Annotated in this window: 27 protein-coding genes; 15 read left to right on the top strand and 12 right to left on the bottom strand. The window is 44.4% G+C overall.

The features are described from left to right. The first annotated feature begins 312 nt into the window (after positions 1 to 312). Entirely contained in the window at positions 313 to 882 is a 570-nt protein-coding gene (locus Q0307_RS06655) for a DUF4360 domain-containing protein (RefSeq protein ID WP_298658393.1), read from the top strand. Positions 883 to 996: 114 nt separating this feature from the next. Here Q0307_RS06655 and Q0307_RS06650 read toward each other — a convergent pair whose 3' ends face one another. Genes Q0307_RS06650 through Q0307_RS06625 form a run of 6 tightly spaced genes read right to left on the bottom strand, consistent with a single transcriptional unit; the run spans position 997 to position 6633 of the window. Next, positions 997 to 2718 carry a nickel-dependent hydrogenase large subunit gene (locus Q0307_RS06650; protein WP_298658390.1) on the bottom strand — a complete coding sequence of 574 codons (1722 nt, stop codon included), beginning with the start codon at positions 2716 to 2718 and terminating at the stop codon, positions 997 to 999. Then, entirely contained in the window at positions 2711 to 4003 is a 1293-nt protein-coding gene (locus Q0307_RS06645) for a (Fe-S)-binding protein (RefSeq protein WP_298658387.1), read from the bottom strand. The genes Q0307_RS06650 and Q0307_RS06645 overlap by 8 nt, the downstream gene beginning before the upstream one ends. Continuing rightward, positions 4000 to 4659, bottom strand: coding sequence for a hypothetical protein (locus Q0307_RS06640; protein ID WP_298658384.1), 660 nt, complete (start codon positions 4657 to 4659; stop codon positions 4000 to 4002). Before Q0307_RS06640 ends, Q0307_RS06645 begins: the two co-directional genes overlap by 4 nt. Then, a complete protein-coding gene (locus tag Q0307_RS06635; protein ID WP_298658382.1) occupies positions 4656 to 5756 on the bottom strand; it encodes a hydrogenase small subunit in 1101 nt (366 codons plus the stop codon). Before Q0307_RS06635 ends, Q0307_RS06640 begins: the two co-directional genes overlap by 4 nt. After that, positions 5743 to 6132, bottom strand: a complete 390-nt coding sequence (locus Q0307_RS06630) for a hydrogenase expression/formation C-terminal domain-containing protein (protein WP_298658379.1) — start codon at positions 6130 to 6132, stop codon at positions 5743 to 5745. Before Q0307_RS06630 ends, Q0307_RS06635 begins: the two co-directional genes overlap by 14 nt. A gap of 12 nt (positions 6133 to 6144) precedes the next feature. Next, positions 6145 to 6633 (bottom strand): HyaD/HybD family hydrogenase maturation endopeptidase, encoded by a 489-nt coding sequence (locus Q0307_RS06625; RefSeq protein ID WP_298658376.1) that lies wholly within the window; start codon positions 6631 to 6633, stop codon positions 6145 to 6147. Between the two features lie 131 nt (positions 6634 to 6764). Here Q0307_RS06625 and Q0307_RS06620 point away from each other — a divergent pair, with 131 nt between their 5' ends. From Q0307_RS06620 to Q0307_RS06610, 3 genes are all read left to right on the top strand, one after another. After that, a complete protein-coding gene (locus Q0307_RS06620) occupies positions 6765 to 6998 on the top strand; it encodes a HypC/HybG/HupF family hydrogenase formation chaperone (protein ID WP_298658373.1) in 234 nt (77 codons plus the stop codon). Between the two features lie 241 nt (positions 6999 to 7239). Continuing rightward, a complete protein-coding gene (locus Q0307_RS06615; RefSeq protein WP_298658370.1) occupies positions 7240 to 7806 on the top strand; it encodes a DUF4360 domain-containing protein in 567 nt (188 codons plus the stop codon). Positions 7807 to 8127: 321 nt separating this feature from the next. Beyond that, entirely contained in the window at positions 8128 to 8694 is a 567-nt protein-coding gene (locus Q0307_RS06610; RefSeq protein ID WP_298658366.1) for a DUF4360 domain-containing protein, read from the top strand. Between the two features lie 90 nt (positions 8695 to 8784). Here the strand turns inward: Q0307_RS06610 and ppk1 are convergent, their stop codons facing one another. Continuing rightward, positions 8785 to 10911 carry a polyphosphate kinase 1 gene (gene ppk1, locus Q0307_RS06605; protein WP_298658363.1) on the bottom strand — a complete coding sequence of 709 codons (2127 nt, stop codon included), beginning with the start codon at positions 10909 to 10911 and terminating at the stop codon, positions 8785 to 8787. 153 nt (positions 10912 to 11064) lie between these two features. Here ppk1 and Q0307_RS06600 point away from each other — a divergent pair, with 153 nt between their 5' ends. Both Q0307_RS06600 and Q0307_RS06595 read left to right on the top strand, forming a co-directional pair. Beyond that, the gene (locus Q0307_RS06600) at positions 11065 to 11535 is read left to right on the top strand and encodes a peroxiredoxin (protein ID WP_298658360.1); all 471 of its coding nucleotides are present in this window, start codon (positions 11065 to 11067) and stop codon (positions 11533 to 11535) included. A gap of 21 nt (positions 11536 to 11556) precedes the next feature. Beyond that, positions 11557 to 12978, top strand: a complete 1422-nt coding sequence (locus Q0307_RS06595; protein ID WP_298658358.1) for a PhoH family protein — start codon at positions 11557 to 11559, stop codon at positions 12976 to 12978. Positions 12979 to 13030: 52 nt separating this feature from the next. Here the strand turns inward: Q0307_RS06595 and Q0307_RS06590 are convergent, their stop codons facing one another. Further along, positions 13031 to 13681, bottom strand: a complete 651-nt coding sequence (locus Q0307_RS06590) for a carbonic anhydrase (protein ID WP_298658355.1) — start codon at positions 13679 to 13681, stop codon at positions 13031 to 13033. A gap of 121 nt (positions 13682 to 13802) precedes the next feature. Then, complete coding sequence (crcB, locus tag Q0307_RS06585) at positions 13803 to 14192, bottom strand: fluoride efflux transporter CrcB (protein ID WP_298658353.1); 390 nt, start codon at positions 14190 to 14192, stop codon at positions 13803 to 13805. Positions 14193 to 14376: 184 nt separating this feature from the next. Between crcB and Q0307_RS06580 the strand changes: the two genes are divergently transcribed. Further along, a complete protein-coding gene (locus tag Q0307_RS06580) occupies positions 14377 to 14721 on the top strand; it encodes a hypothetical protein (protein WP_298658350.1) in 345 nt (114 codons plus the stop codon). 134 nt (positions 14722 to 14855) lie between these two features. Further along, entirely contained in the window at positions 14856 to 15224 is a 369-nt protein-coding gene (locus Q0307_RS06575; RefSeq protein ID WP_298658348.1) for an encapsulin-associated ferritin-like protein, read from the top strand. Between the two features lie 58 nt (positions 15225 to 15282). On the opposite strand, the gene Q0307_RS06570 is transcribed toward Q0307_RS06575, so the two are convergent. Together Q0307_RS06570 and Q0307_RS06565 are read right to left on the bottom strand one after the other, a co-directional pair. Beyond that, positions 15283 to 15669 (bottom strand): DUF4440 domain-containing protein, encoded by a 387-nt coding sequence (locus Q0307_RS06570; protein WP_298658345.1) that lies wholly within the window; start codon positions 15667 to 15669, stop codon positions 15283 to 15285. Next, complete coding sequence (locus tag Q0307_RS06565; protein WP_298658343.1) at positions 15670 to 16134, bottom strand: AAC(3)-I family aminoglycoside N-acetyltransferase; 465 nt, start codon at positions 16132 to 16134, stop codon at positions 15670 to 15672. A 189-nt stretch (positions 16135 to 16323) separates the two neighbouring features. Here Q0307_RS06565 and Q0307_RS06560 point away from each other — a divergent pair, with 189 nt between their 5' ends. Genes Q0307_RS06560 through Q0307_RS06530 form a run of 7 tightly spaced genes read left to right on the top strand, consistent with a single transcriptional unit; the run spans position 16324 to position 21048 of the window. Then, entirely contained in the window at positions 16324 to 17181 is an 858-nt protein-coding gene (locus tag Q0307_RS06560) for a substrate-binding domain-containing protein (protein WP_298658340.1), read from the top strand. Between the two features lie 11 nt (positions 17182 to 17192). Beyond that, on the top strand, positions 17193 to 17894 hold the full coding sequence (locus Q0307_RS06555) for an ABC transporter permease (RefSeq protein WP_298658337.1): 702 nt from the start codon (positions 17193 to 17195) through the stop codon (positions 17892 to 17894). Continuing rightward, entirely contained in the window at positions 17891 to 18514 is a 624-nt protein-coding gene (locus Q0307_RS06550) for an energy-coupling factor ABC transporter ATP-binding protein (protein ID WP_298658334.1), read from the top strand. Before Q0307_RS06555 ends, Q0307_RS06550 begins: the two co-directional genes overlap by 4 nt. Before the next feature lie 45 nt (positions 18515 to 18559). After that, positions 18560 to 18790 (top strand): MoaD/ThiS family protein, encoded by a 231-nt coding sequence (locus Q0307_RS06545; protein ID WP_298658332.1) that lies wholly within the window; start codon positions 18560 to 18562, stop codon positions 18788 to 18790. Between the two features lies 1 nt (position 18791). After that, positions 18792 to 19235, top strand: coding sequence for a molybdenum cofactor biosynthesis protein MoaE (locus Q0307_RS06540; RefSeq protein WP_298658329.1), 444 nt, complete (start codon positions 18792 to 18794; stop codon positions 19233 to 19235). After that, on the top strand, positions 19195 to 20328 hold the full coding sequence (locus Q0307_RS06535; RefSeq protein ID WP_298658327.1) for an agmatine/peptidylarginine deiminase: 1134 nt from the start codon (positions 19195 to 19197) through the stop codon (positions 20326 to 20328). The genes Q0307_RS06540 and Q0307_RS06535 overlap by 41 nt, the downstream gene beginning before the upstream one ends. A gap of 12 nt (positions 20329 to 20340) precedes the next feature. Further along, on the top strand, positions 20341 to 21048 hold the full coding sequence (locus Q0307_RS06530; protein WP_298658325.1) for a GNAT family protein: 708 nt from the start codon (positions 20341 to 20343) through the stop codon (positions 21046 to 21048). A gap of 243 nt (positions 21049 to 21291) precedes the next feature. Here the strand turns inward: Q0307_RS06530 and Q0307_RS06525 are convergent, their stop codons facing one another. Next, the gene (locus tag Q0307_RS06525; protein ID WP_298658323.1) at positions 21292 to 22779 is read right to left on the bottom strand and encodes a glycosyltransferase family 2 protein; all 1488 of its coding nucleotides are present in this window, start codon (positions 22777 to 22779) and stop codon (positions 21292 to 21294) included. Positions 22780 to 22921: the final 142 nt, after the last annotated feature.

Below are 22921 nucleotides of genomic sequence, written 5' to 3'. Positions count from 1 at the left end.
GTGTGTCCTCAAATCGTTTACTAATTACTTGTCTTTAAACTCTATTTAGCATGTTTTATACGTGATCACTCATTCTTTGCGTACCCCTCAAATAGGGGATTAGTCCTTTCAATCTCAGCGGAAAAAGTTGACATCAATAAGCTCCCTCGTTTAAGGGATAAAAGGTAGAAGCTCAATACTTATCTAGGGGATGCACAAAGTTTTCGGTGAAGCGCATTATGGCTAACAGATGGCAAGCAAATAGAAGCAGACGCCACCCAAAACACACCAGTAAATATCCCGAATTCTTCGATATGTAGTGAGGACAAAATCATGAAAACTTTAAGTACCCTAATAGCAGCGGCTACTTTAGCTTTAGCAGCGGGCACTACTTCGGCAGCGCCTAGCAATAACTCTGTTTACTTTCAAGCTCCTGCTATCGCAGGCTCTGGTTGTCCTGCAGGCACTACCGATTTTGCGATCACGCCAGATGGACAAACTTTAACCGTATTGTTTGATTCTTTTAGTGCTGATCCAGGCAATGTAACTTGCAATCTGGCTATCCCAGTGCATGTTCCGAATGGCTTCCAAGTTTCACTGATGACCGCTGACTATCGCGGCTTCGTACAAGGTAAAGCTGAATTACGCCGCTCTTATTTCTTCGCTGGCTCCACTGGACCTTCTTTAGTGACTCCATTGACCTCCCCTGGCGGTAAGGAATACTTGCAACGTGACAACTTGCTAACTATGAGTGAATCCTTTGCCCGCTGCGGTCAAGATGTAAACCTGCGGATTAACAGCCGGATTCGTACTCGCACTAATAGCAGCTCGATTAGCGTTGACTCTTTAGATCTCAATAACGGCATGATTTTCCATCTGAAATACAAAAAATGTAATTCATAGGTTTTACTCTAGACACTCCTGATTGATTTTTCGCGCATCTCCATCTTTGGCGCTCTTACTTAACGTTAAGAGCGCTTTTTTTAATGCAGCAAGCATTCTTGGAATAGTTAAAATCTACCTTACCTGTACTTTCACCAATTCTTCACCTTCGGGATCGGTCACATGCACAGCACAGGCAATACAAGGGTCAAAGCTGTGAATGGTACGTAAGATTTCAACCGGCTGTTTAGGGTCGTGTAACACATGCCCTTGCAATGAGGCTTCATACGCACCTGCTTGATTATTGACATCCCGCGGGCCTGCATTCCACGTACTGGGTACTACTGCTTGATAGTTAGCAATTTTACCGTGTTCAATCACAATCCAATGCGCTAATGCACCGCGTGGGGCTTCCATAAAACCCACACCTTGCGCCTGACTTGGCCATGAAGCAGGTTCCCACAAGGTTTCGTTAAAAGTTTTGGTATCGCCCGCTTTGATATTGGCAATCAGGCTATCAAACCAACCTTGCATTTTATCCGCAATAATTTTAGTTTCTAAGGTGCGGGCGGCCGTGCGTCCCATCGTGGAATATAACGCATCAATGGGTAAGTCTAAGGTTTTCAGGCTGCTATCCACCAATTCTTTAGCTTGCGGATAATTACCTGCGTACAACATTAACATGCGCGCTAAAGGGCCAACCTCAACCGCTTTGCCTTGCCAACGCGGTGATTTTAGCCATGAATAAGCTTTATCGACTTCCAATTGTGTATAAGGCGGTTGCGGACCCGTGTAATTCAATTCGGTTTCGCCTTGATACGGATGCAAGCCTTGTGTTTGCCCACCACTATAGCTATACCAAGAATGCGCTACGAATTCTTGAATCTGGTCATCGGCATTTAAATCCACCGGATAAATGCGCGATAAATCCCGATTTAGAATGACGCCGCGTGGAATTAAACAGCTTTCTGGTTCGTAAAGCGATTTTTCAGGAAAATCGCCATAAGTCATAAAGTTGCCTAAGCCTTCACCTTGCTTAAACCAATCTTTATAAAAACCCGCAATGGCGAGCGTATCTGGCACATACACTTGATCGACAAAGGTACGCATTTTCTGAATAATATCTTGCACTTGTGCCAAGCGTTTGGCATTAATCGCCGAATCGGAATTCAGATCAATCGCGCACGGTACGCCCCCCACTACAAAGTTTGGATGCGGGTTTTTGCCCCCAAAAATCGTATGCAGTTTTACCACATCGCGTTGCCATTGCAGCGCTTCCAAATAATGCGAAACTGCCATGAGATTGGCTTCGGGTGGCAGTTTATACGCTGGATGCCCCCAATACGCTTTGGCAAAAATGCCCAATTGCCCCGCATCCACAAACTTTTTCAGCTTGGCTTGTTGGTCGGCAAAATAGCCCGTACTGGCATTTGGCCAATGCGGTGATACGGTTTGCGCCAATTCCGAGGTAGCTTTCGGGTCTGCTTTTAAAGCAGAGACGACATCCACCCAATCCAAAGCGTGTAAATGGTAAAAGTGCATAACATGATCGTGCACATATTGCGCAGCAATCATGAGGTTGCGAATTAATTGGGCATTATGCGGAATGCTATATTTTAGCGCGTCCTCCACCGAGCGAATCGACGCCATCCCGTGTACCAAGGTACAAACGCCACAAATCCGCTGAGCATACGCCCAAGCATCCCGTGGATCGCGTCCGCGCAGAATAATCTCAATACCACGCACCATCGTGCCCGCTGAATAAGCTTGCTCAATGGTCGAGCCATTCATTTGCGCTTCAATCCGCAAGTGGCCTTCAATGCGCGTGATAGGGTCAACAACAACACGTTCAGTCATGGCGGCTCTCCTCATTGATTGTATTACGCTCCACCAAATGTTCGGCAATTAATTCGGTTAAACCCACCACGGGTAAATCCATTTGGTTTTCTTCCAAGCCTTCTTCCAATTGAATGCGGCAATTGGCACAGGCTGTCACTAAAGTATCCACCTTTAATTCATCTAATTGCTTTTTCTTGCGTTGGAAAGCTTTCATTTTGACTTCGTTTGCGTCTTCATTGGCGGATACGCCACCGCCCGCTCCGCAACACCAGTTCAAAGTGCCATGATCGGTCATTTCCACAAAATTGCTAGCCACCAGTTTTAAGAGATTACGCGGTTGCTGTACCACACCGCCGCGCCGGACTAATTGGCAAGGATCGTGGAAGGTAAGTTTGGCATCTTCCATGCCTTCGGTAGGTAATAAGCCTTGTTCGCGTAATTCGTCTAACACTTCCACAATATGCTTAGCCGCAAAGCTATACGGGCGACCGATTAGATTCGGGCCTTCCCAGCGTAAAGCGGTATACGCATGCCCGCATTCGGGGCTAATCACGGTTTTGACTTTGAGCTTCTCAGCAGCATTCACCACGCGACTCACCAATTCTTTGGCAATATCACTCGAGCCGATTTGAATACCCGAATTAGTGGCTTCAAAACACTCGGAACTTAGCGTCCACGTTTTACCCGCATTGGTTAGAATCTTGCCCACTGCTTCTAAATATTCAGGGTAATTCATGATTTCCATTGAAGACAGCATCAGCAAGTATTCCGCGCCTTCTAGGTCAAAGGGCACTTGCATGTTTGTGGCTTTCTCAATGTGTTTAACTTGTGCTTGTAAGGCAGGCAGTTTAATCCCCATTGGACTACCGATTTTCACCGCACGGGTGGATGCGCCCACCAAGCCTTCGGGTACATGCCCTGACGCCACCATGCCCTCGCGTAATTTACGAATCATATAGGTAATGTCATTACCGACGGGACAAATCAAAGAACAGCGCCCACATAATGAACAGGTGTTATAAACCAGCTCTTGCCACTGGCTGAGCATCTCATCGGTGACGGGTTTAGCAATGCCTAATTTCACTTTAAGCTTGCCTAACAGGGTAAAGTTTTGCTCCCACACACGACGCATGGGTTCGAGTTTATAAATCGGTGTGTAACGCGGTTCGGGGTTTTCGGTATAAAACGAGCAAGCGCTGGCACACATACCGCAGGATACACAGGAGCTAAAGAAGCTGGCTATCGGTGCGTCAATCTGCGCTTTCAGGGTATTAATACCCCGTTCTAAACTTAATTCGCTCATGATTTTACTCCACGTAAACCCATTGATGCGCCGTTATACCAACGGGATAAAAACAGTGTAAAGGTATGCATTAATTTGCTAAACGGAAACAGCACTAATAAGGCTTCGACACTCAAAATATGCAAACCCAATAACCATTGCGGCGATAACCATAAATGGTGATAGGTCATATAACCGGTAAGTAAGGGCAAGAACGTGGCTACCCATACGAGGTAATCATTGCGCCGTGACAAAAAGCGTTTAACTGGCTGCGATAAGCGATCAATCAGCAATACTACCAATGCCAGCATACTTAACACCGCTGCCATATCGACTACTGGCGTGGGCAAATTCGGCCAACTAACCCCTAAACTATGTTTGATTAAGGCAATATGCGCGGCGAGTAAAAACATGACGATAAACAAGCCCACATGAAACACATAACCCGCGATGACGGTAATCTTATTTTGTTGGAATGTCCCTTGATCAACTTTAAAGCGCCGCCCAATTTCCCGCCAACCGCCTAGGCTGGGATTGCCTTTCGGGACAGCTAAATTTTTCGCCCGACCCAATGACAGAATTTCGGCCAAGCGCAGCACTACGCCTATCACGAAAATCATGACCGCAATACTAAACAACGGGCCTTTGACCCACTGTAAAAACAGCACATCACTCATAGCTGCACCTCCCGATTTAACTGATCCACATTCACGGGTTCACGCGTTTGTTTAGCTTGTTGCTTGGCTTGTTTATTTAAAGCAGCAATCGCCACACCCGCTGCGACACCAATACCCGTGGCAAACACTACGTGCTGACTGGATAAACTGCTGGGTAAAGACACAGGGTTATATAAGCCGCCAAAATCCCAAAAGCCCGGTTCAGAACAACCAATGCAACCATGCCCAGATTCAATCGGAAAGCTCGTGCCATCATTCCACTTGGTCGTGGCACAGGCGTTATAGGTAATCGGGCCTTTACAACCTAACTTATATAAACACCAGCCTTGTTTTGCACCTTCATCATCAAAGGTTTCGGCGAATAAACCACGCTCATAAAACGGACGGCGATAACAACGGTCGTGAATATTTTGCCCATAAAAGGCTTTAGGGCGACCTAAATGATCTAAGGCGGGCAAGCCAAACGCTAAGAAATGGGCAATCACACCGGTAATCACCACCGGAATCGGCGGGCAACCCGGCACATTAATAATTGGCTTATCTTTAATAATATCGGCAACCGCTACTGCCCCTGTCGGATTAGGATTCGCTTGTGGTAAACCGCCATACGCCGCACAGGTTCCTAAGGCAATAATGGCTGCCGCGCCTTTCGCAACCTGTTTCAGCATATCCAGATTGCTCACACCTGCAATGGTCGAATAGCCTGCATTGCCAAGGGGAATCGAGCCATCCACAATCAGCACATACTTACCATAATTGGCTTGCATCGCTTCATCACGCGCTTGCTCAGCAGCCTCCCCCGCTGCGGCTTGTAAAGTGTGTTGATAATCTAAGGAAATCGTATCAAAAATTAAGCCTTCTAAACTGGGGCTATGCGCCCGTGTAATGGATTCTGCACAACCCGTACATTCCTGAAATGACAGCCAAATCACCGAAGGACGGGTGGCTTTCTCCAGTGCTTCCGCTAATTTCGGAATCATACTGGGCGCTAAAGCCATACTGGAAGCTAATAAGCCACAAAACTTTAGAAAAGCGCGGCGTGAAATGCCATTTTCGCGTAACTGTTCGCCCACTGTGGGCATATTAAATTGAGTCATCTGTCACCTCAGTTTCCATTGCCAAAATGCCCGACAGGGTTTTTAACCCTTCCCGCATATCGTCAGATTGCGAGCGTAAGATTTCCGGAACGTGATCCACTTCAATAAAGTAACCGATGCGCTTATCTTGTTCATTGAAATGCTGAATGCGCCAGACCCCCGCGTAACTGCACTCTTGAATACGCGTTTTTCCCAAAACATCCAGTTCAAGCGCAATTTCTCCTTGCCCTAAAAACGTTTCGAGTTCTGCTAATTCGCTAGGGCTAAAGGGAATGCCATTTAAATCCAGCATTGTGGGTTGACCTTGTTCAATTAAAGTTTGCAAGGCGTGACGAATTTCGTGTAAAACAGGTTTGAGATTGCCAGTCACGACCATAAAAAATCCTCCCTAAGAAAATGATGCAGGCGCGAACTGCATCTCTGTTTGCCATTCTTGTAACAATTGCACAGCTTGTTCGGCAGCACGGGGAATACTGGCAGCTACAGTAGGCGTGAGTTCTAAACCCCAAGCAAAGGTGGCGTATTGAATGCCAATTAAAGCGCGTTCACGCGGTAAGGCATCCGCAAGGCGAGCGATTGATAATAGGTCTAATAAACCGACTTCATGCGCACTGCGTTTAGCTGTGCCTAAGAACTCATCCATTGCCTGATTGCGGAAACAGCACACTGTACCGGGCGGTGCATTTAATTCCACAGCATCCAATACCAGCAAATGCGTGTGAGATTCGATTTCGCTCGCTAGGGTAAAACTGAGCGTGCCACCGTCCAGATAGCTAACATTTGGCAGATTTGGATACTGTGCTTCCAAATACTGAAGGAGATGAATACCAATACCTTCATCTTGCAGTAAGTTATTGCCAATACCGAGCACTAACATAAAGCTCCCTCATTTATTCTGTTAACTTCATCATACGCTTGAGTTTTTAAGAGGTAGTTGCCCTAAATCAATAAAAGAAAATTACTAAATTCTAATATTCATAAATAGATACAAGAACAGGGTCTTTAGGTATGTGTTTAGCGATTCCGATGCAAATTATTACTATCGATGTGCATGGCTTAAGCGCACGTTGTGTAGCTCAAGCAGAAGAACGAACAGTAGGTTTAGTCATGTTAGCTGAGCCAGTGCAAGTCGGTGATTATGTGATGGTCAGCCTAGGTCAAGCCTTACAAAAAATGACGGAGGAAGATGCACAATTAACTTGGAGTTACTATGAGGAAATACTCCAGCTCAACAAAAACTAGTCCTTCATCAACAGAAAGGCAAAACTTTTTGAGCAAGCTAGCCAAAGCGATAGCGCTCATGCCCCCTATTTAGGGGATGCTACCAACTAGACCGATACTTATCTAAGGGATGCACAACCTCAGTTGAAATCGGCAGAATAACTTTCATGGTGATGCAGAACAGCAGGCGAAACCAGCCAGATACTGCAGACCAAAAAAATTTAAGTTAATCAGTTTTGATATTTGATAAGAGGGTTTTGCAATGAAAACTTTAACCGTATTAGCCTCTGCATTAGTGACTGCTGCTTTAAGCCAATCTGTTTCAGCAGCACCCAGCAATAATTCTGTTTACTTCCAAGCTCCTGCGATTGCAGGTTCTGGTTGCCCTGCAGGTACTACTGATTTCGCGATTACTCCTGACGGACAAACCTTAACTATCCTATTTGACGCCTTTAGTGCTGATCCAGGCAATGTGACCTGTAATATCGCTGTGCCAGTGCATGTCCCCAATGGCTTCCAAGTATCCTTGATGACTGCTGACTATCGTGGTTTTGTTGAAGGTAGTGCTGAATTACGCCGCTCTTACTTCTTTGCTGGTGCTACTGGCCCCTCTTTGGTAACCCCACTTAGCTCCTCTGGTGGTAAAGAGTATACTCAACGTGACAATTTAGTAACTATGAGCGAATCCTTTGCTAAATGTGGTCAAGATGTAAACTTACGTATCAATAGCCGGATTCGTACTAAAACCAATAGCAGTTCTATCAGTGTTGACTCTTTAGACTTGAACAATGGCATGATTTTCCAACTGCAATACAGAAAATGTAATTAAGCGCTTACTCTAATCTGCACCTAACTGAATTGCTCACATAGTTCCATCCTTGGCGCTCCTAACCGTTGGTAGGAGCGCTTTTTTATTCTATCTTCTCAAGCTCTACCTACCACTATCCAAAAAAGCGCACTCACACCACTCCCCTATTTAAGGGAGTAAATTTACAAGCAGCTTTACTTAATCTTAGGGATGCCCGCTGTATGCAGTACTTGGCAAGATCAGCAACAGAGTGATGCAGACGATCACCGCAGTTGCTAGGCAACTTAACAAACAAAACTTTTAAATTGATCAGCTATAAAATGCAATAAGAAGGACTACCCGATGAAGAAGTTAACCCTTGTAACGAGTCTTTTACTGACTGTGATCCTGAGCCAAACGAATGTCGCGACTGCCAACCAAGACGTCGTTTATTTCCAAGCACCGGCCATTGCTGGCTCTGGTTGCCCAGCCGACACGACTGATTTTGCGATTACTCCTGATGGACAAACCCTGACTATTTTATTTGATGCCTACTCAGCTGATCCGGGTAACAAGACTTGTAATATCGCCGTACCGGTACACGTGCCTAATGGCTTCCAAGTCTCCTTAGTCACCGCTGACTATCGCGGTTTCGTTGAAGGCCGAGCTGATTTGCGCCGCTCTTATTTCTTCGCGGGCGAAGTAGGTCCAAGCTTAGTTACACCCTTCAATGCAGCGAGCGGGCGTGAATACACCGAGCGTGATAGCCTAACGACTTCCAGCAATAGCTTTGCACATTGCGGTCAAGATGTGAACTTGCGCATCCAAACGCGGATTATGACTAAAACGAATAACAGCTCAATTAGCGTGGATTCATTAGACTTAAATAACGGCATGGTCTTCCAATTACAATACCAACGCTGCCATTAAGTCATATGGATAGGCTCTAGCTAGAGGGGGTCTGGCTAGAGCCAAATTCCAAAGTCTAAATTCAGGCGTACTCACTCAATTCCACGCCAATTAATGCATCGTACTGGCTTGTTCTGTTAACAAGCGTCCGCCATAAGCAGCATCTGCCCCCAAAGAAGCCATTAAAACCTCCTGAGCCGCCAAGGGTAATTCGTGCAAGTTTGGCTCTAAACGCGCATATTGCCCTTCTGCATCTAAAACCCAAGCTTGGGTATTATCTTGCAAATACAAGCCAAAGGCTTCATTGAATACCCGCTTACGTAAGCCTTCGTCTAAAATTGGAAAGGCCACTTCAACACGACGGAAAAAATTGCGTGGCATCCAGTCAGCACTGGAACAATACATTTCCTCTTCACCCGCATTTTTAAAGTAATACACTCGTGGATGCTCCAAGAAGCGCCCCATCACTGAACGCACCCGAATATTTTCAGAAACACCCGGAATCCCCGGGCGTAAACAGCATACGCCGCGTACAATTAAATCGACTTGTACACCTGCGCCCGATGCTTCATACAAAGCGCTAATCACTTGTGGCTCAATTAAAGCATTCATCCGCGCCATGATATGCGTTGACTTACCAGCCTTGGCATGGGTAATTTCGCGCTCAATTTTACGCAACATGCTTTGATGTAAATGAAAGGGAGATTCCAATAAACAGTTTAAGTGTCGAATATGTCCAAGCCCAGTGAGCATATGGAAAATACGATGCATATCCTCAGTCATTTCCGGGCGACAAGTGAACAAGCTGAAATCGGTATAAGCCTTAGCCGTACCTGCATGGTAATTACCAGTGCCTAAATGCGCATAACGCATTAACTTACCTTGCTCTCGACGTACCACTAAGCAGAGTTTGGCATGGGTTTTATAACCGACGACGCCATAAACCACATGCGCATTGGCCTCTTGTAGGCGACTGGTTAGGGCGATATTCGCTTCCTCATCAAAACGTGCACGTAATTCCACGACCACCGTAACCTCCTTACCGGCTCGTGCAGCGCGCGCTAAGCTCTTGACTAATACTGAATCTTTGCCAGTACGATACAAGGTCATTTTAATGGCTAATACATCGGGATCACGTGCCGCTTGTGCCACAAAATCCAGCACTGGCTGAAACGATTGGAAAGGCTGATGCAATAGAACATCTCCCGCTCGAATCTGGCGGAACATATCCCGCTTACCGGTCATTAAAGCAGGCAATACCCCGGGCTGAAAAGGACGAAAGCGCAACTCAGGACGGTCTACAAAATCTAAGACAGTCTGCAGTCGATTCAGATTCACGGGACCGCTCACACGATAGACCTCTTGCAACCTCAAGTGAAAGTGTCGCTGTAGATAATCCACATTTTCCTGTGGGCAGTGATCAGAAACCTCTAAGCGTAAAGCAGTACCTGTATTACGTTGTGCAAGCTCTCCTTTCATGGCTTTCAATAAATCATCAATTTCTTCCTCATCCACATACATATTACTATTGCGGGTAATGCGGAATTGGTGACAACCACCTACCGTCATGCCGGGGAATAAGCGTCCAATGAACGCATGCAAAATCGAAGACAAAAATACAAAGCTATCAGGAGTTGGAGCTATCTCTTCTGGCAAGCGAATAATCCGTGGTAACACACGCGGGGCTTGCACAATCGCTGCATTAATCTCGCGCCCAAAGGCATCAACGCCATCCAACTCAACAATGAAATTTAGGCTTTTATTAATAACTTTAGGGAAGGGATGTGATGGGTCTAAGCCTAAAGGATTAAGCAGTGGCATTAATTCATGATCGAAATAATCGGATAACCATTCGCGCTGTGCTTCATTCCATTTATTACGCCGAATAAAACAAATACCTGACTGCATCAAGGCTGGAATCAGCACTTGATTCAAAACCTCGTATTGCTGAGCAACGAGAGCATGCGCACGCACTGCAATTTCATCCAAGACCTCATGCGGCTCCAAGCCATCAGTACCGACTTGGGTTAAACCCAAAGCTTGTTGCTGGCGTAGGCTACCGACGCGCACTTCAAAAAACTCATCCAAGTTTGAGCTAGAAATGCATAAAAAACGCAGGCGCTCTAAGAGTGGCAAGCTTTGATCTTGAGCTAATTCTAAGACGCGGTGATTAAATGCCAGAAGGCTGAGTTCGCGATTAATGAAATACTGCGGACTCGTAAAAGATGATGTGCTCATGTGGGTAGAGGTATTCAGTTTATGTCCGTGCGGATACTTGATATCAAGAAGAGCGTAACCATAATCTATGATTGATGAATCTATGATGACAAACTCCAGTTAAATGAATAGCAACTCTATTTTTTAACTGGTTAAAGACAAGGATAAGAAACCATGACTATTCCCACCGAAGGTATGCCCGTCCCTGATTTTTCAGCGGCCATGACTTCTGGCAAGACCTTCCGCCTATCCGATTTCCGTAGCGAACGGGCGCTGGTGCTGTACTTTTATCCTAAGGATAGTACGCCCGGTTGTACGACAGAAGGCTTGGATTTTAGTGCTCATTATGCTGAGTTTCAGACGGCGGGCGTAGATATATTTGGTATTTCCCGTGACGGTTTAAAGTCACATGAAAATTTTAAAGCTAAACAGAACTTTCCTTTTGAATTAATCGCAGACCCAGAGGAGCAGATTTGTCAGTTGTTTGATGTCATCAAAATGAAAAATATGTATGGCAAACAAGTACGCGGCATAGAACGCAGCACGTTCTTGATTGACCAGCAAGGTATACTCCGGCACGCATGGCGCAAACTTAGCGTAAAAGGACATGTAGCTGAAGTATTAGCAGCGGCTCAAGCGCTTTAATAATGACTATACGGAAAACGCATGACTCCAGCACATCCTCAACATACTCATGATAGACGCCTGTTTGTCCTCGATACCAATGTCTTAATTCATGACCCCACTGCCCTGTTCCGCTTCCATGAACATGATGTGTTCTTGCCCATGGTAGTACTGGAAGAATTAGATAAAAACAAAATAGGGGCGTCTGAAGTCGCCCGTAATGTCCGCCAAGCCAGTCGCTTTTTAAACGATCTCATTGAAGCCGCAGGGGACAGCTCACTCGAAAACGGTTTGTCGCTGGATGCTAACCAAATTTTTAGTAATGGTAAAAATCCACATGGACGCTTGTTTTTTCAAACCGAACTGATTGAAACTACACTACCGCCAAATCTTCCCAGCAACTCGCCCGATAATGCGATTTTGGGCGTTGCGCTAAAACTGCGTGATCGCTATCCAGAGCGTGATGTGATTTTGGTCTCCAAAGATATTAATCTGCGGATCAAGGCTAATATCGTTAATCTCAAAGCCGAAGATTATTTTAATGATCAGGTGCTCGAAGATGCTGACCTTTTACCTCGCGGTTTTCATGATTTGCCTGAAAACTTCTGGGAAGAACACAGCAAAAATATGCATTCTTGGAAAGAGCAAGGTCACACTTTCTATCGGTTACAAGGGCCATTGACTGAAGAATGGCAACCAGGTGAATTCATTAGCCTTGCGGGCGATAATGGTTTTCAAGCCATTGTGCGTGAAATCAAACGTGATCATGTAATCGTCGAAACCATCCATAATTACACCGACACCCGCCATGCGGTTTGGGGGATTAATGCCCGCAATCGTGAGCAGAATTTTGCCCTCAATCTATTGATGGACCCTGATATTGATATGGTGACTTTGCTCGGAGCTGCGGGTACCGGTAAAACCTTGCTGACCCTCGCTGCAGGTTTAGCCCAAATGCTAGATGAACAACTCTATAAAGAAATCATTATGACGCGGGTAACAGTGCCTGTCGGTGAGGACATTGGTTTCCTGCCCGGTACTGAAGAGGAAAAAATGGCTCCGTGGATGGGGGCGCTGATGGATAATCTTGAAGTGCTAACCCAACCGACTAGCGGTGGTAAATGGGCGCGCGGCGCAACTGATGAATTTTTAATGAGTAAGATTAAAATCAAATCACTCAATTTCATGCGCGGCCGTACTTTCCTCAACCGCTATATCATTATCGACGAGGCGCAGAATTTAACACCTAAGCAAATGAAAACATTAATTACCCGTGCGGGCCCCGGAACCAAAGTCGTCTGTTTAGGCAATATCGCGCAAATTGATACACCCTACTTAACCGAAACCTCTTCTGGCTTAACTTATGTGGTGGATCGCTTTAAGAGTTGGGAATATAGTGGGCATGTTACCTTACAACGGGGTGAGCGTTCACGCTTAGCTGATTTTGCTTCTGATAATCTCTAAATAATCCTAGCAGCTTAGCAGCAGAATTGTGCTGCTAGGCTTCTACTGAAAATTAAATTGAGGTAAACGGCTCATTCGGCACGTCGAAGAAATCAACTTTGCCGGTTTCTAAAGAATACTCAGCACCTACTACCATCAAGCCATCATGCGCGATGAGCTTTTCTAAAATTTCTGAGCCATGCCGCACATGACTAGTCGCCATCCGAATATTCGCACGGACTGCGTGACGAATTAGTGCCTCAGGATCATCTTTAAGATTGGTTTCCATCAAGGTAGCAACCGCTGGAGCAATCCGCTCGACAATATAACGTTGATGAGAAGATGGATTCTGCTCTTTATTACGCAGATCCGTTAAAGTTGCATTTACCGCACCACATTGAGTATGCCCCATCACAATCACCAAACGTGTGCCATATTGAGTTGCAGCAAACTCTATACTACCGATTTGTGAAGGAGCAACCACATTGCCCGCAACCCGAATCACAAATAAGGCTCCTAAGCCCTGATCAAACACGACCTCAGCCGGTACTCGCGAATCCGAGCAACCTAAAATAATCGCAAACGGATTTTGTCCTGCAGTTAAGGCAGCACGTTGAGTATGGCTAAGGAGTGAATCGAGGCTACGCACATTATTGGCAAAACGCTCATTGCCTTCACGTAGGCGGTGCAAGGCCTCGCGGGCATTCACGGCGACATCTGTCATATCAGACTCCAGTTCCGGGCTTCCATCGCTGAGCCGGACGATTTAGTTGGTGGTGCAATGCAGTAAATCGGTTAATAACTCGCTTGTCAATCTTAAAACAAGCTTAAACTTCTGCTAGGTTTTAAGGTAGTCGTAGCCATTGCCAAGTCAAAATGCCAAGCCAAGTCATGAGTACAGAACCTAGCACATGTACTAAAACTAAGCCTAAAGCCCAAAGTACGCGCCCCGTTTGTAATAGATTGAAAGTTTCCGCAGAAAAGGTTGAAAACGTTGTCAAACCACCACAAAATCCCGTAATCCACAGTAAACGCCATTCAGGGCTAAGATTCGGCATTTGCGCAAATATAGCCAGCGCGACACCTATCACATAAGCCCCAATTAAGTTTGCAAGTAATGTGCCGGGCGGCAAAAGGGGAAACCAAGCATTCAAACGTAGGCCTAATTGCCAGCGTAGCAAAGCTCCTAAAGCTGCACCTAGTGTTACAGCGAGTATTGGTTTCCAAGGCATCATGGGCACTCTAGACTAAAACGTTGATTATGCTTCACTAGTAAGTGGAAAGACTGGCATAAACGCATTATAAAGTCCTTAGGAAGAACAGGTAGAAACTCGCCAGTTTAAACCAGCGTTTTTTTGAACAACAGCGCTTGAGTCAGTAAACTAGTACTTAGTTGGCTAATATAACAAGGGATAAGCGATGCGAATTATTGAAGGCGACTTAGCGGGTAGCCAAGTTAAGATTAATCACGACAATGCAACGCTTGAAGTGCATGCACGCTTGATGGTCGTTAAGTCATACCGCCTACCTCAGGATGTAGCTGCATTTGAAGTACTCAGCAATAAAAATTTTCATAGCGTTGAGCAGTGGATCATCATGGTTGTGCTCTCGCTCACCGTTATCGGCCTTTTGATTTCCATTCCTATGTATTTCTTAGCCAAGAAGACACGCTTCACTGTGCGCCTTAAACCCAAACATGGGACACCGATTATGATTGAAGGCAACAAAGAAGATTGGAAAGAACTCAAACTTTATATGAAATGATGGCAGCCAACATAAAACATGACTCCACAATTTAGTACTATTACTTCAAGTCAGGTCTGCAAATTCGCCAAGGATTGGCAAATTCAGAAAGTGCGTGCTAGCCTAACTGATATCTACAACTAGAGGAGTAGCCTATGTCCCACGAAGGTTATCACGAACCGATTGAAGAATTATCAGATGCCACCCGCGATATGCATCGGGCGATTGAATCCTTAATGGAAGAATTTGAAGCTGTCGATTGGTATAACCAACGCGTTGATGCTTGCAAAGATAAAGACCTGAAAGCCATCCTTGAACATAACCGCGATGAAGAAAAAGAGCATGCTGCGATGGTGCTGGAATGGATTCGCCGCAAAGATCCGAAGATAGATGAGTTTTTAAAAGAGTTTTTATTTAAATCGGGTTCGATTACACAGGCAGAGGAAGAAGGCAAAGCAGAGAAACCGGCTGCTAAACCTAAAGCTGCTCCTAAAGCGAAAAAACCTACCCCGAAAAGTGAATAGACCTTAAGTATTTGCCCTTAGCACCCACCTGCTTTTAGGGTGGGTTTTGCATAGCAACCTACCAAGACTCAGCGGCGGGCGTGCCTTGATGATAAAATAACTGCCACTGCTCATTGCTTTTGATCCAAATTGACGAGCGATAAGCAAACTCTCTCTGTCCACTTGTTAACGCATTCACTGAGCGAAACGTCAACAACACAACTTGTGGTGCTAAGCGTTGCACTGCAAACCGATCAGAGACCACAGACGGACTTTTCATTTGGTGGTGTAAAAACTTTATTACGGTGACACGATCATAAGCACGCCCCGAGCGGCCAATTTCGTGAAACTCTGGATGTAATAGTTGATTCAGCCGTGCTAATGAGCAGGTTTTCCCTGGATGATGTAGCTCCTGCTCTAAAGCAGTTAGCTCAGCTAATAAACTAGACTCTTGAGGTGCTACCATCTAATTATCCTGCATTACTGGAATATCAAAGTGTAATACATCCTCACGGATTCCTTGTTGGGTATATAGCGCAATTGCTGGCTCATCAACTAAATCGGCCTGCACGAACATCACATAAGCTTGGTATTCGTGGGCAATACTTTGCAATTTTTGAATCAAAGCCGTGGCTATAGCTTGGCGTCGATACTTTTCGGCTACGGCCAGATCATAGATATATATTTCACTGCGAGCCTGCTCGAATTTGTGCAGTACATAAGCGGCTAAACCACCTACCACCTTGTGTTGGTCTATTGCGGCGATAGCGATGAAAGTATCACTACTTAACAGTTTTTGCAGATAACTACTGTCAGGTTGTTTAGTGCTATAGGTATCCACGTCCTCAAAGGCTTGACCAAACATATCCAACATAGCTCGCATCAAAGCTTCGTCACTAGTAGCTAGTTTTTTAATTCGGTAGGACATCATGTTCACTCCTTAGACCTAACCAATTAAGTTTGATATTCACCAAGCCGATTACACAAGCCTTGTCGCCTGAATCGAGAACTCATTACAATAGCCTCGCGAGATTACCCTACCGGACACCTACCTTGGTAGAGGTACTCTATCCTAGAGTCAAAGTCATTATTAAACGCACTCAAGAGAGGAGATTGAAATATGCGTAAATTGACCTCAGCTATTTTATTGTCTACCTGTTTAATCCTGCCAGTGTTCGCAGATGAGCAAAAGCCTATAAACCCTATTCTCAAAATGGCAACCACCACCAGCACCCAAGACTCTGGTTTATTAAATGAATTACTCCCAGCTTTCCAAAAGAAAACCGGCTATGAAGTACAAGTGACAGCGGTTGGTACAGGTAAAGCCTTAAAGCTTGGTGAAAATGGTGATGTGGATGTCGTGCTAGTCCATGCGCGTGCTGATGAAGATAAGTTCGTCGAAGCGGGTTTCGGAGATAAGCGCTATTCCGTCATGTATAACGACTTCATTTTCGTTGGCCCCGCAGAAGATCCCGCAAAAGTGCAAGATACTAAAACTACGGCCGATGCTTTAAAGCAAATCGCTGAGACTAAATCTCCCTTCGTTTCGCGTGGTGACGACTCTGGCACGCACAAAATGGAGAAAAAACTGTGGGAAAAAGCCGGTGTAAAACCTGAAGGTGAGTGGTATCGTGAAGCCGGTCAAGGCATGGGCGAAGTCCTGCAAATGAGTGGTGAATTAAAAGCCTATACACTCACCGACCGTGGAACTTGGTTAGCCACCATGGATAAATCACCGCTCAAAATTGTGTTAGAAGGCGATAAAACTCTAATGAATCCTTATGGCATAATTGCAGTTAGCCAAAAACGCTATCCCGATGTCAATCATGCGGGTGCGCAAGCATTGATTGAGTGGCTGGTTTCTGTGGAAGGGCAAAAAGCGATTGGTGATTATAAAATAAACGGGCAAGCTTTATTCACACCGAGTGCTGATGCGGCTGAAGCTAAACCTGCCAATGAACCCGTCAAAACTAACTAATATATCTATTCATGGCCTCAATCAGTAGCGCCACTTGGCAAGCTATCCAACTGCTAATCAGTGGCGACCCTGACCTGTGGGAAATCATTTTGATTTCCTTCAGGGTTTCCCTCATCGCGATTGCACTCGCAACTCCACCTGCTATTCTCATGGCTTTCTTACTAGCCTTTGGCAATTTTCCGGGACGACGTTTACTGATTGCTATGACCAACACCGCTCTTGCTATTCCAGCGGTCGTAGTAGGCTTAACTTTATATTTAGTCCTTTCACGCAGTGGCCCCTTAGGTGAGTGGCGTTTGCTATTCACCCAAACTGCCATGATTATTGGGCAAATTGTGCTGGCTTTTCCTTTATTAGTCGCGATGGCACATACAGCGTTACAGGCTGCGGATCGACGCGCTTGGGAGACTGCTCGGATGCTCGGCGCTTCCAAAATACGCGCAATTTGGACACTGATGTATGAAGTGCGTTTTGGCTTAATGTCTGCCCTACTAGCCTCTTTTGGCCGGATTATTGCCGAAGTGGGCGCATCAATGATGCTCGGTGGAAATATCCTGCATTACACCCGCAATATTCCTACCGCGATTGCTTTAGAAACTAGCAAGGGCGAATTCGCGCAAGGGATTGCTTTAGGCTTAGTACTTTTATTGTTAGCCTTCATCTTGAATCTCTTACTGCATTATTTCCAAGGTAAAGGCCACATTGCAGCATGAAGCAACTCTTGTTTCGGAATCTCAGTAAGCATTATGGCAAGCGTTTACTCTTTACAGATTTAGAAGTGCCACTAACTACCGGCCAGTGCCTGCTGCTCACTGGCAAAAATGGGGCAGGCAAAACCACCTTGATGCGCATTTTGGCAGGCTTGGATAAGCCCGATAGTGGTGAAATTCAAGTTGACCAAAGCCGCTACACTTGGCGAACTTATCGACCACACTTACAGCGCCAAATTCTTTATTTGCATCAGCAGCCCTACTTATTTGAAGGCAGTGTTTGGGATAATTTAGCCTTTGCCTTAACCCGTGGCTTATCGCGTCTTGAGCAAACTCAGCAAATTGAAGAGGTAGCAGCTTGGGCTGGCTTAAGCGCATTGCTTAACAATAAGGCCAAGCAACTCTCAGGTGGTGAAGCTCAGCGTTTAGCGATGGCACGTGCTTTATTGCGCAAACCCAGTGCTTTATTATTAGATGAACCTACGGCCAATATGGATCACAGCGCGCGTTTATTAACTCTGGAAATGTTGGAAGATCTCAAACACCAAGGCTTAATGCTCATGGTTGCTAGCCATGATCCAGATTGGTTTCAAGCAGTGACTAATCAGCAGATAAAACTCTGAAGCCTCAGTAGAATGGGTTATAGTCCCACTAATCACGGAGGTGTTATGAGTATCAAAACTTTATTTTTTGCGAGCTTAAAAGAACAGGTTGGGCTAAGCCAAGTACACACCGCTTGGCAGGCAGGTTTAAGCGCCCAGCAGCTCTGGCAACAAACTACACAGACCGAATTCCCGACCAATGTATTAGTGGCACGCAACCAAGAATACTGTGATGCTGACACTTTACTCGCTGATGGTGATGAAGTAGCCTTTTTTCCACCCGTGACTGGTGGCTAAGATGATTGAAATTACTATCACGGACACTGCATTTGATCCTTGGCAAGCCATTCAAGTCTTTCAACAACAACCGAGTTTCAATGCGCAGCAAAGTGGCGCTAACGCGATATTTGTTGGCACGATGCGCGACTTTAATGCAGGCGACCTAGTGCAGGCGATGCGCTTGGAGCATTATCCTGCGATGACACAAAAACATTTGCAGCAATTAGTAGATAAGGCTTGTACTGATTGGGGCTTAAATCACGTTCTACTGATCCATCGGGTGGGTACACTGATTCCGGCTGAGCCAATTGTACTTGTAGCTGTATGGTCAGACCATCGGCGCGCAAGTTTTGAAGCTTGTCGCCAAATTATGGAGGATCTTAAACATCAAGCTCCATTTTGGAAACAGGAAACTTTAAACGATGGCAGCCAACGTTGGGTCGAAAAAAATACCGCAGGCTAACGTGAAAACATTCAATCGCCGCCAATTTCTCCAAACTAGTCTCGCTTGCAGTTTAACTTGGCTGTTACTTTCCCTCTCCGCTGAAGATAATACCTTTACCCTACCCGCCGAATATACCAAACATCATTCCACTTGGATGGCTCATGGGGCAAATCTGCGCTTTTGGCCGGAAAAATTTCTACCTGCTATTCGCAAAAACCTAGTGCTAATTGCCCAAACCATCGCTAAATACGAGCCAGTTTCTTTGTTAGTGCGCCCGAGAGAATTTGAACGTGCTCAAGAATTCTATGCAGGGGCTGTCACCTATGTGAAGAGACCTCTAGATAATATCTGGATACGCGATACCACACCTAGTTTACTGCTCAATCCTGAAGGAAAATTACAGGCAATTGATATGCACTTCAGCGGTTGGGATGCGCCAACAGAATATAGTCGCGATATTAAGCTAGCTGAGTTTATGGCAAAGCAACTACAAGCTGAATTAGTAGAGGCTGATTTTGAACTGGATGGCAGTAGCCTTGAGGTAGATGGTGCAGGCACTGCCATTTTGACCGAGAGCAGTGTTTATTATCAGGGGCGAAACAGTGATTTAACCAAGGTCCAAATTGAATCTCGTTTAAAGCGCTTAATGGGGTTAAAAAAAGTGATTTGGCTGCCGGGTAATCCTACCGGCAATTTAGCTGAGCGCCGCACCGACTATTACGCCCGTTTTGTGCAAGTGGGTAAGGTTTTGGTTAGCCATGAACCCAACCCAGCTTTTAAAGAACATGCTATTACTTTGCGTCACCAAGAAATCCTTAACCATGCCACCGATGCAAATGGCCAAAGGTTAGAGGTAATTACCTTAAATAAACCCAAAGGCGCACGTGTTGAATTCATTGGCTCTGATTTTGCTTCCAGTTATTTAGGTTTTTATGTGTGCAATAAGGCTGTTTTAATGCAAGAATTTGGTGATGTGCTAACTGATAATGCAGCACGCCGCGCCTTACAAGCTGCCTATCCTGAACGCAAAATCGAGCTATTGAATATTGATGCTTTAGCCTCAGGGAGTGCTAGTATTCACTCTGTCACCCGTCAACAACCCAGCTTATAAAGCGAGTACCTGATGCAGCCTAACACTCAGCCCCAAGACTACAATGAACTCGGTCAAGCAATTGGTTATTCTGTGAATTGGCAAGCTAAACCTGCACCCAGCTTTCCAGTCTTAAGCGGTCAATATTGCCGACTTGAACCCTTGAGTTTACAGCACGCTCAAGATTTATATACTGCATTTACTGCTGACCAAGAAAACCGTATTTGGACTTATCTACCTTATGGCCCTTTCATAGATTTCCCAAGCTTTACTACTTGGCTAGAAAAAAATACCCACAGTGAAGACCCCTGTTTCTACAGTATTTTAAATCCAGACGGTAAAGCATTGGGCATGGCGAGTTATCTGCGGATTGATCCTGCCAACGGTGTGATTGAAGTGGGGCATATTAACTTCTCACCTGCTTTACAAAAAACTCGCGCAGCTACCGAAACTATGTATTTAATGATGCGCTATGTGTTTGAAGACTTGGGTTATCGACGCTATGAATGGAAATGCGACGCCTTAAATGCGCCTTCACGCCAAGCGGCTGAACGTTTAGGCTTCCAGTTTGAAGGTGTATTCCGCCAAGCGGCTGTGTACAAAAACCGCAATCGTGATACTGCTTGGTATGCAATTTTAGATAACGAATGGCCACGCCTAAAACACAAGTTTGAAGCATGGTTGATGGTGAGTAATTTTGACTCTGAAGGTAAGCAGCTAAAATCCTTAAATACTCTCTAGCTAAATTGTTGATACCAATCTCTACATTAAATACACGCATTCTTCCTAAATTAGTAGATCGCTCATTAAACATAACTATTTTTGCTGGCACGACAATTTGCATGAAGCTTTGCATAAAATATAATTGGTAATCCTCAGTTTTACTACTGATTTCACAAGTAAAGCGGTAGATTAAACTAGATTCATCAAAAGTAATTTGGGAAATTATTGTACTAAGCTGCTGAGGATATTTTTGAATTCAGTTTAGCTCTTATTAAATAATTTCTGCCAGAAATTTTTCTTTTCAGCTTGGAGCATCTGTAGAGAGATGCTTTTAGACTGTTTAAGTTCTTTTTTAGATGTAGCTCCACGCATCTGCATAATTTTGGGTAGAATTAAGGTACTTAATTCACGAAATTGATACATCTCTAGTAAAAACAATTCATTATTTACTCGCGCAGCCAAGCAAAAAGGAGGCGTCTTATTGTAAACGACATCAGTCAATTGACTAATATCAATTTCAATATAAAATTTCTTAATGTCGTATGAAGATCGCTGCTCTATGCTAAGTAGATGAATTTTTGCGATCACTGGCTCTTTGGCAAAACTTCGAGTAATGACGAGTTCATAAGCGACTTGCTCGCTAGTGACTTCACAACTAAACTTACAGCATCCTAGCTGCTCATCAAAGCAAATATTACTAACCTTAGCTTTGATAAAATAATTTATCTTTTTTGACTGGTAAATCCCTTCATCTATGCCACGCATTTTATTTGCATTGACTTGCTGAAGGAATACATCATCTTTTAAATAATCTAATACAGCCTGCTTTCTAACTAAAACAAATGAGCTAGCCTCAATTAGATCAGTTTTAAGCAACTTAAGAATTTTAAAAAATTCACGCTTATAAGGCATTAAACTATCTTCTGGAATAATCCAACGTAGAATATACTTACGTGCATAAGTAGGAATAAAGCCAATTCTATTTCTTTTTAGGAAAAAACTCCCACCGCTTTGTTTATTACCACGTAATAAACTGGCTATATATTCATCTTGAGAACGGAAGACAAAATGAAAAACAAAGTAATTACTTAAAGTTAATCTTGACTGCTCATGTAAATCTACCGGCAAAACACCTCGATCTTTGTTAGCTTCCGCAAAATCAACCCTACCTTTATCCGACAAAATATAATCCCCTTTGTCAATGATATAGTTATGGATATTTACTCCTTTAACTTCTGCTTTGAGATCAAGCAAGCTTTTTACATGGTTACTTTTTTGACCTTTCATTATCAATTTAAAAGCAAAATCCTCCATGTTTCGCTCAGAATTGGGTAGCTCAATAAGCCATTGAAACATACAAACATCAAAATTGGATACTTGCGTTAAAAAATCTTTTATTGTTTTTGAAAAATCTGCTGAACACCAATATTCATCAATATCAAGAAAGATTAAATGTGTAAAATCCTCCGATAATGTCTCTTGATAAATTTGCTTATAAATATAGGTTTGAAAATGAATACCTTTAGTTTGACACTCTGCCATTATCTGATCTGCAAGGCTAAAACGTAACCGTTCACCATAGATTGTTTTAAGTTTTTTTAAAATTTCTAAAGAATTATCTGTCGTATCATTAACTCGAATATCAATAACATCAAAACCAAAATGCAGATGATGATATACCCACAAGGGCAAGTAAAAGCCTTCATCCTTAGCAATGGCGGCCAGTTTGATTTTGTATGCTTGAGTCATGCACAAAGTCCTTAAAAACAAGTTCAATTAGGATAGCGTGTTTAGGCTTAAGTTTCGATTGGAGCTAGGCTCTATTTTGATTTAAAACATGAGTGACTAGTCTACAGAATGCTAGAGTTTGCAAGGTCTTTCGCTTCGGCAA

Source organism: uncultured Thiothrix sp. (assembly GCF_937873765.1).
Taxonomy (GTDB): Bacteria; Pseudomonadota; Gammaproteobacteria; order Thiotrichales; family Thiotrichaceae; genus Thiolinea.
This window is presented reverse-complemented; position numbering and strand designations above follow the sequence as displayed.